The sequence below is a fragment of the Arthrobacter yangruifuii genome, from assembly GCF_009192775.1.
In the GTDB taxonomy this organism is placed as follows: domain Bacteria; phylum Actinomycetota; class Actinomycetes; order Actinomycetales; family Micrococcaceae; genus Arthrobacter_B; species Arthrobacter_B yangruifuii.
This window is the reverse complement of record NZ_VTFX01000005.1, coordinates 37,830-51,212: the sequence shown is the minus strand read 5'-3', so window position 1 is coordinate 51,212 and position 13,383 is coordinate 37,830. Positions and strand designations below refer to the sequence as shown.

The window sequence follows — 13,383 nt, the reverse complement described above, 5'->3', positions numbered from 1 at the left end:
TCAGGTCAGAGGCCTGCCGTTGCCGGCAGGCTGGTGCCTGTCTCCACAAACCGCTGGTGGAAGGCCAGGGATTCGTCCAGCAGGTGCGGGGTGTGCTTGCCGAGGCTGTCCCGGCTGGCACGATCGAAATAATCCTGCAGCAGCGGCTGGAAGTCCGGGTGGGCGCACTTCTCGATAATGGTCCGGGCCCGCTGTTTGGGTGAAAGCCCGCGCAGATCCGCCAGGCCCCGCTCGGTGATGATCAGCATCGTGTCGTGTTCGGTATGGTCCACGTGGGCGGCCATGGGGACGATGCCGGAGATCTTGCCGCCCTTGGCGGTGCTTGGTGACATGAACGCGGACAGGAAGCCGTTGCGGGCGAAGTCGCCCGAGCCGCCGATGCCGTTCATCATGGACGTACCGGCCACATGGGTGGAGTTCACGTTGCCGTAAATGTCCGCTTCGATCATGCCGTTCATGGCGATGCAGCCGAGCCGGCGGATCAGTTCCGGATGGTTGGAGATTTCCTGGGTCCGCAGGATGATGCGTTTGCGGTAGAAGTCGATGTTGGCGTTGAACTCCTCGATGCCCGCCGGGCTCAGGGAGAAGGAGGTTGCCGACGCCACCCGGATCACGCCGTCGCGGATCAGGTGCAGCATTCCGTCCTGGATCACCTCGGTGTACGCGGTGAGTCCGGTGTAGCCGGCGGTGGAGAGCCCGGCGAGGACGGCGTTGGCGATGTTGCCCACCCCGGACTGCAGGGGAAGAAGCTTGTCCGTCAGCCGTCCGGCCTTGATTTCGGTGTCAAAGAAGTCCAGCAGGTGTCCGGCAATCTGCTGGGAGGTTTCATCCGGGGCGGCGAAAGGGGTCATGCGGTCCGGGGCGTCGGTTTCCACCACGGCAATGACCTTCTCCGGGTCCAGGCGCAGGTAGGGCTCGCCGATCCGGTCGTCCGGATTGACCAGCATGATGGGCTTGCGGTGCGGGGGCAGGGCGGTGCCGTAATAGACGTCGTGCATGCCGTCCATGGCTTCGGGCTGCTGGCGGTTCACCTCGAGGATGACCTTGTCCGCCTGCTCCAGCCACGTTTTGTTGTTGCCCACGGAGGAGGACGGAATGAGGCTGCCGTCCTCGTTGATGCCGACCACTTCGATGACGGCCAGGTCGATCTTCCCGTAGAACCCGAACCAGGTGTACTGGGCCACGTGTCCCAGATGGATGTCGATGTACTCGAGTTCGCCGTCGTTGATCCGTTTCCGCATTGTGGGATCGGACTGGTACGGCAGGCGCAGTTCCATGCCGCCGGCCTTGGCCAGCACGCCGTCAAGCTCCGGGGCCGTAGAGGCACCGGTGAGGACCTTGATCTGGAACTCCTCGCCCCGGGCATGTGCCGTTTCCATCTGGGCGGCGAGGGCCTGCGGCACGGCCTTGGGGTAGCCGGCTCCGGTGAAGCCGCTCATGGCGACCGTCATTCCCGGCCGGATCATGGACGCAGCCTGGTCAGCGGTCATAACGAGTTTCTGGAGTCCAGCGTGGGCAATGCGACGGTGCATGGTGGAGCCTTTCAAAGAACGAGATCAATTCACCCTATCGCCCTGTGAGCCGTGCCTCATAGTCGGGTGTTGGCGCCCACGTCCGCTGCCGCGCCTATGATGGGCGGCAGTTGTCCGTCCTGCTGCTGCCAGGCGTCGGGACCACCATCTTCCGCAGGAGGGATTCCCCTATGCTGCAGGCACCTGCGCCGGCACGGGTCTGAGTGCCTCCCGTGCCCGGCCGGCCGCAACGCATCGCCACCGCCCCCGTCAGGACCAGTGGGGGTGCGGCAGACAAGCGCCCTGCTGCCCTGCTGCTGCTGGCCACCCTCGCCGCGGTGCTGTGGGCCAACGGCATCTGGGCCAGCGCACCGGCGGCCGCCTCCTACGGGAATTTCTGGGACACCACCGTGCAGGTGCGGGCCGGCGGAACGGGCCTGGAGCTGACCCTGCGGGAGCTGGTCAATGACGCCCTGATGGCCGTCTTCTTTTTTGTGGTGGGGCTAGAAGTGCGGCGGGAATTTGCCCTCGGCGAGCTGACCAACCGCTCCCGGGCCGTGGTCCCGGTGGTCGCGGCCGCCGCTGGGCTTGCCGTGCCGGCGGTGATCTTCCTGGCGTTCACCGCCGGCACGGAAAACGCCGGTGCCTGGGGTGTGGTCATCTCCACGGATACCGCCTTCCTGCTGGGTGCCCTGGCCATTGTGGGTCCGAAGGTGCCCGGCCGGCTGCGGATCTTCCTGCTGACCCTGGCGGTGGTCGACGACGTTGCCGCCCTCAGCGTCATCGCCGTCGTCTACACCGACCATCTGGAGCCTGCGGCTCTTGTCCTGGCTTTCGCGGGGCTGGCAGCCGTGTTCTGCACCCGGTATCTGCCCCGGGGCCGCGGTCCGGTTTATGCCGTCCTGGCTGTGCTCACCTGGCTGGCCTTTTACGCCTCGGGCGTGCATCCGACCCTCGCCGGTGTGGGAATCGCCCTGCTGGTCCCCGTGTTCGCTCCCAGCAGGCACCAGGTGGAGCACGCGCTGGACCTGGCCCGCATTTTCCGCCAATCCCCCAACTCGGGGTACGCCCGCGCCGCAGCCTCCAGCCTGCGGGAATCGATTTCCATCAACGAACGCCTGCACAGCGCCTATACCCCGTACGTGGACTACCTGATCCTGCCGTTGTTCGCCCTGGCCAATGCCGGGGTTCGGCTGGACGGGGCGACCCTGGACCGGGCGGCCCGGTCCCCGCTGGCCTGGGGCATCGTCGGCGGCCTGGTCCTGGGGAAATTCCTGGGCATCTTCGGGGCATCAGCCGTGTTGAAGCGGCTGCGGATCGGTGAATTCGGTCCGGGACTGACCCTGGGACGCATCGCCGGCGGAGCGGCCCTCTCCGGCATCGGATTCACCATCGCCCTGTTCATCATCGGCCTGGCCATCGAGGATCCCGTCCTGCAGAACGAGGCCCGGGTGGCCGTGCTCGCCGCGTCCGTCCTGGCCTTCGCCGCAGGGACCGTGGTCTTCCGGGTGGAAGAGCGGCGCCGTCCGGCCGTACCTCCGGGGCAGATCCTGGCCCGTCCGGTGGACCCGGGCCGGGACCACGTGGTGGGACCGCCCGATGCCCCGCTGACGCTGGTGGAATACGGGGACTATGAATGCCCCTTCTGCAGCAAGGCCACCGGCACCATTATGGAAGTCCGGGAGCACTTCGGGCCGGAGCTGCGCTACGTCTGGCGGCATTTTCCACTCTCCCGGGTCCACCCGAACGCCGTCGCCGCCGCCGAAGCCGCGGAAGCAGCTGCCCGCCAGGGGCAGTTCCTGCCGTACAGCGCCCATCTCTTTGAACACCAGGATGACCTGCTGCCGGAGGACCTGCTCCGCGCCGCCGAGGAGATGGGACTGGATATGGAACGTTTCGAGGCGGACCAGCGCTCCGCCGAGGTCAGCAACCGGGTGCTGGATGATGCCCTGGACGCCGAGTCCATGGACCTGCACGGCACCCCCACGTTTTTTATCGGCACCCGCCGACACCACGGCCCCTACGACGCCGCCACCCTGATCGCGGCGCTGGAAGCGTCCCGGCTTTCCGGTCCTGGCACCCGGCGGCCCTGACCCGCGGCAACCGGCCGTCCGGGTAGGCTCTGAACCCATGAACTCAAACATCCTGGTCACCGGCGCCGGCCGCGGCATCGGTTCAGCAATTGCCGCCGCACTCGCGGAGGCGGGCCACACGGTGGCGGTCCATGCCGGGCACGACGCCGAGGCCGCGCGTCGGGTGGCGGCCGCCCTTCCCGGGAGCGGCCACGCCGTCGTCGTGGGGGATCTGGCTTCTCCGGAGGGCTGCCGGCAGGTTTTCGCCGAGGCGGTGGATCAGCTGGGCGGGCTGGACGTCCTGGTGAACAACGCGGGGATTTTCCGTTCCCAGCCGGTGACGTCCGGGTCCTTTGAGGACTGGGAGGCAGCCTGGCGGCAGACCATTGACGTGAACCTGATGGCGCCGGCGAATCTATGCCGGCTGATGGCCGGGCATTTGCTGTCCCGGAGCCAGGGGCCGGCGGGCGGCCGGCTGGTGAACGTCGGATCGCGCGGTGCCTACCGCGGGGAACCGGACAACCCGGCCTACGGCGCCAGCAAAGCCGGCCTGCATGCCCTGACCCAGTCCCTCGCACTCTCGCTGGCACCGCACGGAATCTTCGCCGCCGCCGTCGCCCCGGGGTTCGTGGACACCCGGATGGGCCGTCCCGCACTGGAGGGAGAAAGCGGCGTTGCCATCCGGGCGCAGAGTCCGTTCAACCGGGTGGCGGAACCGGAGGAAGTCGCCGCGACCGTAGCCTGGCTGGCCACCGAAGCACCTATCTGGACCAGCGGCACCATCATCGACGTCAACGGCGCCTCCCACCTGCGCTGACCCGGTACCGGGCAGGGCGCCGTCCCTCAGGCCTGCTGCGGCTGTCCGTTGCTGGCCGTGGTGCCGCCGTCGACGGGCAGGATGGCTCCGGTGATGAACCGGGCGGCATCGGAGGCCAGGAACAGGATCGCGTCCGCCACCTCGTCCGGCTGGCCGGGGCGGCCCAGGGCGATGCGTTCGGCGAACTTCGCCTTCTGCTCCTCATCGTCTTTTTTGTCCTCGACCAGGTCGGTCCAGATCAGGCCCGGCGCCACGGCGTTCACGCGGACCCCGTCCTTGCCGTGGTCCAGGGCAACGGCGCGGGTGAAGTTGTTGACCCCGCCCTTGGCGGCGTTGTAGGCGCTCATATTCCAGTCGGCGGCCATGCCGGAGACCGATGAGGTGTTGACGATGCAGCCCTTGGATTCGATCAGGTACGGAATAGCGGCCTTGGTACCGTAGAAAACACCCGACAGATCGGTCTCGATGACCCGGTGCCATTCCTCGACCTCGGTCTCTTCGACCGGACCGTTGGCCAGCGTACCGGCGTTGTTCACCAGCACGTCCAGGTGCCCGTGGGCAGCCACGGTGTCCTCGACGACCTTGCGGATGTCGTCCCAGTTCGCCGAATCGGCGACGACGGCGGTGGCCGTGCCGTCCGGCAGGTCGGCTGCCGTGGCGGTGATTTTCTCTGCCACGGTGTCGGTCAGGACAACGGTGGCTCCTTCGGCAACGAACCCCCGTGCCGCTGCTTCGCCGATGCCGGATCCGGCGCCGGTGACAATGACGATTTTGCCCTCAAAACGGTTTTCCATGTGCAGGTTCTCCTCTCCTGGAAGCAGTCCGGCTAGGCAATGCCGAACCTTTCGAACCTATCACCGGGCGTTTTGCGCCTCGAGCTCGTCATCCACATACCGGGGCGCGGCAGCACGGATGCCGGCGCCCACCATGATGACGGAGGAGGCGATGAGGAGGGAGATCGGCAGGGTCCAGCTGCCGGACAGCTCGTGCAGGGCACCGATGGCGAACGGGCCCGTTGCGGCCAGCAGGTACCCGACGGGCTGGATGAAGCCCGAAAGCTGCGCGGTCACCTGCGGCTCCCGGGAACGGGCGGTGATCAGGGCCAGCGCGGTGGGGAACGCGAATCCGGCCACGCCCAGGAACACTGCCCACAGCCACGGCAGCGTGTCCGGTATCAGCAGCAGCCCGCTGTAGCCGGCCACCATGCAGACACCGAGTCCGGCAATGTAGAACCGCAGCCGCGGGGAACGGGCCACCAGCACGGGCATGATCAGCCCGCCGGGAATGCCGAGACCGGCAATGATCGCGGCCATCAGTCCGGCAGTGGCCTGCTCCAGCCCTGCGTCACGGTAGATCTGGGCCATCCAGCCGAACTGGACATAGGCATGCATCGACTGCACGCCGAAGAAAATGCTCAGCGCGACGGCGGTGCGTGAAGACCGCATCCGCGTCCTGGTGCGCCGTCCCCCGCCGACAGCAGCTACCGGGTCACGGCCGGTGCGCAGTGTCAGGACCGCCCAGAAGATGCAGGCGCCCAGCGCCGCTGCTCCCCAGAGTCCCAGGCTTAGCCGCCAGCCCTCCGCATCCGTGCCGGCGAGGATGCCGCCGAACAACAGCGGCAGGGTGGCACCCAGGGCGAGAGTGGTGCCGTAGACCGAGTTCAGGACCGGCAGGTGCCTGCCGCCGTGGCGCTTGATGAAGGCCGGGACAAGGATGTTACCCACCGCCATGCCGGCGAAGGCCAGCACCGTCAGCACCAGGAACAGCACCGCCGAATCCACGAAGGCCCGCACCAGCAGTCCGCCGGCCACCGCAGCCAGGGCCAGGACAATCGAGCCGTTGATACCGGCTTTGCGGGACAGGGCGACGGCGAGCGCTCCGACTGCCGCGAAGGTCAGGCCGGGCAGCGCGGTCAGCACACCGGCAGCCGTGGCGTCCAGGCCCAGCCCTGCCTGCAGTTCGGCCAGGACCGGTCCCACGGAGGACGCTCCGGGGCGCAGGTTCACGGCCACCAGAACCACGGCGGCGGCGATCAGCCAGAAGGGCAGGGTGGATCCGCGCCCAGTGGTCTTTTCCTGCGTTCTCTTGCTCTGGCTCACCCGAGTCTTTCTATCACGGTCCAGGCACGCGGTGCCTGTATGTCAGGCGCGGGAACCGGCGGCCGGACTGAAGCTTGCCGCCGCTACGAACGCGGTGGCGGTGTCCGGCGCAATCTCGGTCATCCCGGCATCGACTATCAGCGGACCGGCACCGGGGCGGGCGGCCAGCTCCGTGAACTGCTCCCCCGCGGTGAAGCGCACGCCCGCAGGCTCCCCGGCATCCTGCCAGGCCTGCCGGGCGGCGGGATCCAGCTGCAGGTACCAGGACAGCAGCGCGTGGGCGGCCTGCGCGGAGGCTTTGCCGGTGGACATTTCCAGGTCTGCGTTCAGGACGATCTCCGGGCTGTCCGCCGGCCGGGGTGCAGGGTCCTCATCCGGCAGCTGGGTGCCGGAAACCTGCAGCTTGGCCAGGTTCTTGGGCATCTCTTCGTAGGTGACCGGTTCGAAGGCGAGGGCCTGTGCGCGGCCCACCGTCACAGGACCCGAAGGCGCTTCGGCGGCCAGGCGCTCAAACGTCGTGGGATTGGCGCGGCGGACGGTTTTCGTGAACCGGCCGTAGAGCCAGTTTTCCCACGCCTCGCTGTCCTCGGTGGCGGTGTAGGCCCGGACACTGGCGACGGCGGCGGCGGCCACGGCGTCCCGGTGAGCGGCGGGATGCGTTTTATCCACCAGCAGGACAATGGGCTGGACTTTGTCGAACGGCTGCATGGTTCCAGTTTTCCACGTTCGCACCCGGAGGTTTCCCGGGGCGGGACGGCCCGGCCGGCACCCCGGCGGACGGGGGCCTGGAAGCCTACAGCCGGACGGCTGCCTCCATCTCGTCCACGAACGCCTCGGTTTCGGCCGCGTTGCGGAATCCATAGGAGACTTCCCGCACTGCGTCCTGCCGGGCGCGGGGCACGGCATGGTACTTGTCGGCGGCAAAGTTGCCGGGCTCGCTGACGGGAACCACCAGCGGACGGTCGTTCAGCCGGGCGAACTGGCGCAGGGTCGGATCGATGCGCCACTGATCCGTCTCCACCCAAAAATGGTCCCCCATGCCCGAGCTTCCACTGGCCACCTTCACATCCTCCAACCCGGCGTTTGCCATCAGCCACGCAAGCGTGAAGGACGTCGGGGCTCCCAGCCCCGACCCGTAGGGAATATGGGCCTCCGCCACGGCTGCTGCCTGTTCTGCGAGGGCGGTGGCTTCCTGAAGGCTGAGTGTCTGCATACTTCCATGATCTCAGCCGCCGGGCACACAAACTGCCGCCGTTCCCACCGGCACCGGTCGGAACCACCGGACACGGTCCGGAGCTAGGCCGCCGCCCCGGTCTCCGGCCGGCGCATCCGGTCCGTCGCCCGCCGGACGGAGGGATCGTTTTCGGCGTTCTGCAGCAGCCGGTCGAAGTCCGTCAGCCCCACGTCCCCGCATTTGAAGGACATCCTGGCCTCCGGCCTGCTCCCTGCCGCGGTGGGCTTCCGGCGGCCGGTGAGGGCAATGCGCAGCTGTCCGCCCCCGCCGCCGTTGACCTGCACCTGCCGCTTCGCGGCCAGTTCCCGGACACCGTGCACATCCACAGCCGGGGCGTTGTAAAAGTACTCGCGAACCACCCTGGTGAGGGCTTCCGCGTCTGCACGGTCCTGCCGCGGCCACCGGACCAGCTTGTCCGTGGTTGCCCGCACCGGATGGAAAAGGAAACCGATGCCTATGAGCAGAGTGGCCAGGTCCCCGCCCCCCAGGACGAGGAACAACATGGCAGCCATGCTGAGGCCCACGATGGTCCTGACGGAATGGGGATGCCGTGGGCTGAGGGGGACGGTGACCAGCACCGGTTGAATCTGCGCCGCCATCAGGACCAGCCCCCCTTCAGCCCTGCCAGCGCCTCCGCTTCGCGTGCCAGCCGCGCTGCGTCGCGCAGCTCGTGGTCGGAACGGTTCCGTCCCAGAACCAAGGGGTCCTGCTCACCGGCGGCTTCCAGGGCGCGTAGCCGGTTCTGATGGTCCTCCGCCGTCTGCGCCAGTTTCAGCTGGGATTTGGAACTTGTCAGTTTTTGCATCAATTCCTCCACACGGGATTCCTTCGCACGGACAACTTCAAAATGGTGGCGCGCGGTGGCCTCAATGCGTGCCGCAAGCTCATGCATACGCCGCGCGGTGGAAGCGAGGTCGACCGTCTGGCCTCCCGCCAGCTGCTCGTCGGCTATGACGGCTTCCAGCGCTTTCAGTCTGGTTCCATAGGACCTTGTCACCGCACTGTAGTGCCGCATTACTTCCCAGGCCGCCCGGACCTGGCTCCGCAGGACGTCCTGGCGTGCCGCGGTCGAGGCAATGGCTGCGTCGAGTCGCGCATAGGTCTGGGCGTAAGTGTCCACGGGCTCGGACGCCCCGAACCGCATCTGCGTTACTCTGCGGACCCGCCTGAGGTTTTCGCCCACGGCTGCCTCTCTACAGTCTCTTGCCGGACTCGGAAAGGGTGCCCCGGCCGGCTGCGCACCGGCACTTTCCCGATGATCCCGCGGGTGCCGCCGCCGTCTATCGAAAGGATGCGCAGCATAAACGGGCTCCTGACGGCGGCAGCGGTGATCCGGTCCCATTAACCCTGCCCGGCACCGCCCTGCCGGGTCAATGGAGGGAGCCTGTTTGCGGGTCCTGTGGAAGACTGCAGCCATGGAAATCCTTCCGGCCCCGCTGCTCGACGGTTCCTTCCTGATTCGCAGGGCGGAGCGCGGCGACGTCGGGCCAATCGCGGACCTGCTGACGGCCGACAGCCTGGGGGCCCCGCCGGACTCCCCGGGGGGCCGCCCGATGGAGCCGTATCTGCGGGCCTATGCGGCCATTGCCGCGGATCCCGCCCACTTCCTGGCCGCCGTTGAGGACCCAGCCGGCCAGCTCGCCGGGACCATGCAGCTGACGCTGATTCCCTGTCTGGCGGCCGGCGGAGCAACACGGCTGCAGCTGGAGGCCGTCCACGTCCGCGGCGATCTCCGGTCCCGGGGGCTCGGCGCGGCCATGGTGAACTGGGCTGTCGCCGAAGGCCGCCGCAACGGCGCCGAGCTTCTCCAGCTCACCTCCAATGCGCGGCGGAGTGCAGCCCACCGTTTCTATCAGCGGCTGGGTTTTGAGGCCTCGCACATCGGCTTCAAGCGTTACCTCGGCTAGTCGAGGTAGCGCAGCCCCGCCGCTTCCAGCGGCCCCCGCATCGAGTACATGTCCAGTCCAAGTTCCCCGGCAGCGAGGCGCGCGCGCTTGGCTGCTTCATTGTCCTCACGCTTCCGGGAGGCTTCAGCCACCTCGGCGGCACGGTCCGCCGGAACAACGACGACGCCGTCCACGTCCGCCACCACCACGTCCCCGGGGTTCACCAGGGCGTTGGCGCAGACGACCGGAATATTCACCGATCCCAAGGTCGCCTTGACCGTCCCCTTGGCATTGACGGCCCGTGAGAACACGGGAAAGTCCATGTCCTGCAGTGCTGCTGCGTCCCGGCAACCGCCGTCGATCACCAGGCCCGCCCCGCCGCGGGCACGCACCGAGGTGGCCAGCAGTTCGCCGAAAAACCCGTCTTCACTTTCCGTGGTGCAGGCTGCCACGAGCACGTCGCCGGGCTGCAGTTGTTCCACGGCCACGTGCAGCATCCAGTTGTCCCCCGGCTGCAGCAGCACGGTCACGGCCGGACCGCACAGCCGGGCTCCCGGATAGACGGGACGCATGTAGGGGCGCATCAGTCCCAGCCTGCCCATCGCCTCGTGTACGGTGCTGGTTCCGTACGGGGCCAGTGCCTCGACGGCGGCCTGCGGGGCACGGGTGATGCTGCGGTGGACCACTCCGAGTTCATGCATGGGTGCTGCTCCTTTGGGGTTCCCGTCCCTGCCGCCTCAGCAGGGCGTCCAGACGCGGATACACGGCGCGGACATTGTTCTCACGGATATCCTCGAGTTCCTCGACGGTCAGGCCGGCCGCCTCCAGATAGCGTCCGGTGTCATCGAAGTTGAACCCGGTGCCGGGGTCGATGTCGCGGACCGCTCCGATCATCTCCGAGGCGAAAAGGATGTTCCGGGTGGGCATAACCTCCAGCAGCAGTTCAATGCCGGGCTGGTGGTAGACGCAGGTGTCGAAGAAGACGTTGTTGAGCAGATGTTCCTCCAGCGGCGGCTTCTTCAGCGCCATGGCCAGTCCGCGGAACCGTCCCCAGTGGTAGGGGGCTGCCCCGCCGCCGTGCGGGATCACGAATCGAAGCTCCGGGAAGTCCGCAAACAGGTCGCCCTGAATCAGCTGCATCACCGCCGTGGTGTCCGCATTGAGGTAGTGGGATCCCGTGGTGTGGAAGGCGGGGTTCACGCTGGTACTCACGTGGATCATCGCCGGCAGGCCGTATTCGACCATCTTTTCGTAGATCGGATACCAGGAGCGGTCCGTCAGCGGCGGGGAGGTCCAGTAACCGCCGGAGGGGTCCGGGTTGAGGTTCAGCGCCACCGCACCGTACTCGTTGACGCAGCGTTCCAGTTCCGGGATGCAGCTGGCCGGGTCCGCCCCGGGCGACTGCGGCAGCATGGCGGCGGGAACAAAGCGGTCCGGAAAGAGCTGGCTGACCCGGAAGCACAGCTCGTTGCAGATGGCCGCCCAGGCCGCGGAGGTGGACGCGTCCCCCACGTGGTGCGCCATGAAGGAGGCGCGGGGGGAAAACACGGTCAGGTCGATCCCGCGCTCATCCATCTGACGCAGCTGGTTCGCCGAGATGCTCTCCCTCAGTTCATCATCGCTGATGACCAGGTCCGCCGGGTCCGGGGCGGCGGTGCGGGGCTCTGCGAGCGCCGCAATCTGCCGGTCCCGCCAGGCACCCAGCGCCGGCGGGGCTGTGGTGTAGTGGCCGTGGCAATCGATGATCACTGTGCGCTCTCCTCTGCTGCGGCCGTCCGGGTGCTCCCGGACCGGCGCGGGACAAAAACTTCGCCGGCCATAATCAGCCGGGCCGTACGCAGCAGGGCGGACCTGGTGACATGCTGCGGGTCTTCCGGGTCCAGCCCGAGTTCCACGGTGAATTCACCGGACGGATGCTCCACGGAAACCGTCAGCCCCTCCCCGGGGCCGGTGCGGGGAACCGTGCTCACGTCCTGAGCCACGGTGCCGTCGATGACGCACGCGGTGGCCGCGGTGACGGCCGCGAGCACGCCGATGGATTCGTGGCAGACGTGCGGGATGAAGCTGCGCGTGCTGAGGGTGCCGCCGTGCGCCGGCGGGGCGATCAGCGTCATCTTCGGGTAGTTCCGGGCGGTGACGTCTCCCAGGCCCATCAGGTGCCCGCACTGTAGCCGCAGCTTCTCCAGGGTCTGCTTCAGTTCGGCGTTCCGGTTCAGGTCCGCGGCGGATTCGTAGCCGGTGCAGCCCACGTCCTCCGCACGGACCATCACCAGCGGCTGCCCGTTGTCGATGCACGTGACGCGGACCGGGCCTCCGCCGTCGAGCTCCACGGTGTCGGCGGGGCTGCCGGTGGGAAGCAGCGAGGCACACACGGAGCCGGCCGTGTCGAGGAAATTGATGGTCACGGCCGCCGCCGTACCGGGGACTCCGTCGATGCGGATATCTCCGGTGTACTCGACAAACCTGCCGCCGGGACCCGCCGGGGTGGGAATGCTGATTTCGGCGACCATGCCGGTGTTCAGTGTCAGGACCCGCGCCGTGGTGATGTCTGAGTCGGGAACCAGCAGCCCGGCCTCCACCGCGAAGGGAACGACGGCGGCGAGCATGTTGCCGCAGTTGGCCGTGGTGTCCACGGTGGTTCCCGTGGGCTGCAGCTGCGCGAACAGGAACTCCAGGTCCACCCCGTCCCGGCTGCTGACATCCACCATCCCCACCTTGCTGGTGAGCGGGTTGCCGCCGCCGAGCCCGTCGATCTGCAGCGGGTGCCCGGATCCGAGAGCCGCGACCAGTGCCTCGTCGCGCTGCTGCGCATCGGCGGGCAGGTCCGTGCGGCGGAAGAACGGTCCCCGGGAGGTACCGCCGCGCATGAACCAGCAGGGAATCCCGGCCTGGCTGCCGGCGCCCGCGAAGCCGGAGGGGAACGAGGGCAACGCGTCTGTGATCTGCACCACCAGAATGTACCTCGTGCACCATATTGTTGACAATAACGGTGACAACCCGGGGAGGGCGGCCGCACCCGCGCCGGCGCTGCCTTTGCGGCGCCCAACGTCCAGAGGGCGCTTCCCGTCCGTGCCGCCGCGGCGGCCGACCGGACCGCCCGCTCAGCTTGAGGCGGATCCGGCCCGCCGGATCGCCTCGGCAATGCTGGCCATGTGGGACTCCATCATCCGGGCTGCCTGCTCCCCCTGCCCGGCGCAGATCGCCTCGATGATGTCCACATGCTCCGGCAGGGAGACGGCGGCACGCCCGGGCTGGATGGCGAGCCGGAACTGGTGGCGCACATTCTGTGCCCGCAGTCTTTCGATGGTGGCCCCTGCGGTGCCCTGTCCGCTGATTTCAACGATCCGGCGGTGCAGCCGGGAGTTCGTCTCCGAATAGCGCATCAGCTCTCCGGCCTTCACGGCAGAGGCCATCTCGCCGGCCATCTGCCGGAGCTCGGCCGCCTGGCCTGCATCGATTCTGTCCGCCGCCTTGCGGGCACACAGCGCCTCCAGGACGCCGCGGACTTCGATGATTTCCACGGCTTCCTCCACGGAGACTGACCGCACGCGGGCCCCGCGGTTCTGCACCCGTTCCACCACTCCCTCGACGGCAAGTTCGGCCAGCGCGGACCGGACCGCACTGCGGCTGGCGTTGAACCGGCTGCACAGGTCCGCTTCCACGAGCCGCTGGGACGGCACCAGCTCGCCGTCCAGAATGGCCGCACGGAGGGCGTCCGCCACCTGCGCAGCGTTACTGGTGGTCGCTGCTGCATCTGCTGTCAT

14 protein-coding genes are annotated in these 13,383 nt (G+C 68.0%); 3 read left to right on the top strand and 11 right to left on the bottom strand.

The features are described from left to right. Positions 1-5: 5 nt before the first annotated feature. Complete coding sequence (gene scpC / locus GD627_RS11205; protein WP_152272575.1) at positions 6-1,532, bottom strand: succinyl-CoA:acetate CoA-transferase ScpC; 1,527 nt, start codon at positions 1,530-1,532, stop codon at positions 6-8. 212 nt (positions 1,533-1,744) lie between these two features. On the opposite strand from scpC, the gene nhaA reads away from it, so the two are divergent. Both nhaA and GD627_RS11195 read left to right on the top strand, forming a co-directional pair. After that, positions 1,745-3,604, top strand: a complete 1,860-nt coding sequence (gene nhaA / locus GD627_RS11200; RefSeq protein ID WP_246165457.1) for a Na+/H+ antiporter NhaA — start codon at positions 1,745-1,747, stop codon at positions 3,602-3,604. A 37-nt stretch (positions 3,605-3,641) separates the two neighbouring features. Next, a complete protein-coding gene (locus tag GD627_RS11195; protein WP_152272574.1) occupies positions 3,642-4,400 on the top strand; it encodes an SDR family NAD(P)-dependent oxidoreductase in 759 nt (252 codons plus the stop codon). Positions 4,401-4,426: 26 nt separating this feature from the next. On the opposite strand, the gene budC is transcribed toward GD627_RS11195, so the two are convergent. The 6 genes from budC to GD627_RS11165 all read right to left on the bottom strand — a co-directional run bounded on the left by budC (position 4,427) and on the right by GD627_RS11165 (position 8,916). Beyond that, positions 4,427-5,194, bottom strand: coding sequence for a meso-2,3-butanediol dehydrogenase (budC, locus tag GD627_RS11190; RefSeq protein ID WP_152272573.1), 768 nt, complete (start codon positions 5,192-5,194; stop codon positions 4,427-4,429). 60 nt (positions 5,195-5,254) lie between these two features. Further along, positions 5,255-6,499: an MFS transporter gene (locus tag GD627_RS11185; protein ID WP_246165456.1), complete on the bottom strand. Its 1,245-nt coding sequence runs from the start codon at positions 6,497-6,499 to the stop codon at positions 5,255-5,257. 42 nt (positions 6,500-6,541) lie between these two features. After that, positions 6,542-7,207: a peptidyl-tRNA hydrolase gene (locus tag GD627_RS11180; RefSeq protein WP_152272572.1), complete on the bottom strand. Its 666-nt coding sequence runs from the start codon at positions 7,205-7,207 to the stop codon at positions 6,542-6,544. A gap of 85 nt (positions 7,208-7,292) precedes the next feature. Next, entirely contained in the window at positions 7,293-7,712 is a 420-nt protein-coding gene (locus GD627_RS11175; protein ID WP_146363026.1) for a hypothetical protein, read from the bottom strand. 83 nt (positions 7,713-7,795) lie between these two features. Next, the gene (locus GD627_RS11170; RefSeq protein WP_152272571.1) at positions 7,796-8,332 is read right to left on the bottom strand and encodes a hypothetical protein; all 537 of its coding nucleotides are present in this window, start codon (positions 8,330-8,332) and stop codon (positions 7,796-7,798) included. Beyond that, entirely contained in the window at positions 8,332-8,916 is a 585-nt protein-coding gene (locus GD627_RS11165; protein WP_152272570.1) for a hypothetical protein, read from the bottom strand. Before GD627_RS11165 ends, GD627_RS11170 begins: the two co-directional genes overlap by 1 nt. Before the next feature lie 232 nt (positions 8,917-9,148). On the opposite strand from GD627_RS11165, the gene GD627_RS11160 reads away from it, so the two are divergent. Then, complete coding sequence (locus tag GD627_RS11160) at positions 9,149-9,640, top strand: GNAT family N-acetyltransferase (protein ID WP_152272569.1); 492 nt, start codon at positions 9,149-9,151, stop codon at positions 9,638-9,640. On the opposite strand, the gene ligK is transcribed toward GD627_RS11160, so the two are convergent. From ligK to GD627_RS11140, 4 genes are all read right to left on the bottom strand, one after another. Next, positions 9,637-10,320: a 4-carboxy-4-hydroxy-2-oxoadipate aldolase/oxaloacetate decarboxylase gene (gene ligK, locus GD627_RS11155; RefSeq protein WP_152272568.1), complete on the bottom strand. Its 684-nt coding sequence runs from the start codon at positions 10,318-10,320 to the stop codon at positions 9,637-9,639. The two genes, GD627_RS11160 and ligK, sit on opposite strands and share 4 nt — an antisense overlap. Next, the gene (locus GD627_RS11150; RefSeq protein WP_152272567.1) at positions 10,313-11,368 is read right to left on the bottom strand and encodes an amidohydrolase family protein; all 1,056 of its coding nucleotides are present in this window, start codon (positions 11,366-11,368) and stop codon (positions 10,313-10,315) included. Before GD627_RS11150 ends, ligK begins: the two co-directional genes overlap by 8 nt. Then, positions 11,365-12,567 carry a 4-oxalomesaconate tautomerase gene (locus tag GD627_RS11145; protein WP_246165455.1) on the bottom strand — a complete coding sequence of 401 codons (1,203 nt, stop codon included), beginning with the start codon at positions 12,565-12,567 and terminating at the stop codon, positions 11,365-11,367. Before GD627_RS11145 ends, GD627_RS11150 begins: the two co-directional genes overlap by 4 nt. Positions 12,568-12,720: 153 nt before the next feature. Then, positions 12,721-13,383, bottom strand: a complete 663-nt coding sequence (locus tag GD627_RS11140; protein ID WP_152272566.1) for a GntR family transcriptional regulator — start codon at positions 13,381-13,383, stop codon at positions 12,721-12,723.

Coding starts and splice junctions, on each gene's coding strand:
- GD627_RS11180 (WP_152272572.1), bottom strand. CDS start 7,207: ATGCAGCCGTTCGACAAAGTCCAGCCCATTGTCCTGCTGGTGGATAAA.
- GD627_RS11175 (WP_146363026.1), bottom strand. CDS start 7,712: ATGCAGACACTCAGCCTTCAGGAAGCCACCGCCCTCGCAGAACAGGCA.
- budC (WP_152272573.1), bottom strand. CDS start 5,194: ATGGAAAACCGTTTTGAGGGCAAAATCGTCATTGTCACCGGCGCCGGA.
- ligK (WP_152272568.1), bottom strand. CDS start 10,320: ATGCATGAACTCGGAGTGGTCCACCGCAGCATCACCCGTGCCCCGCAG.
- GD627_RS11160 (WP_152272569.1), top strand. CDS start 9,149: ATGGAAATCCTTCCGGCCCCGCTGCTCGACGGTTCCTTCCTGATTCGC.
- GD627_RS11195 (WP_152272574.1), top strand. CDS start 3,642: ATGAACTCAAACATCCTGGTCACCGGCGCCGGCCGCGGCATCGGTTCA.
- GD627_RS11170 (WP_152272571.1), bottom strand. CDS start 8,332: ATGGCGGCGCAGATTCAACCGGTGCTGGTCACCGTCCCCCTCAGCCCA.
- scpC (WP_152272575.1), bottom strand. CDS start 1,532: ATGCACCGTCGCATTGCCCACGCTGGACTCCAGAAACTCGTTATGACC.
- GD627_RS11140 (WP_152272566.1), bottom strand. CDS start 13,383: ATGACAGCAGATGCAGCAGCGACCACCAGTAACGCTGCGCAGGTGGCG.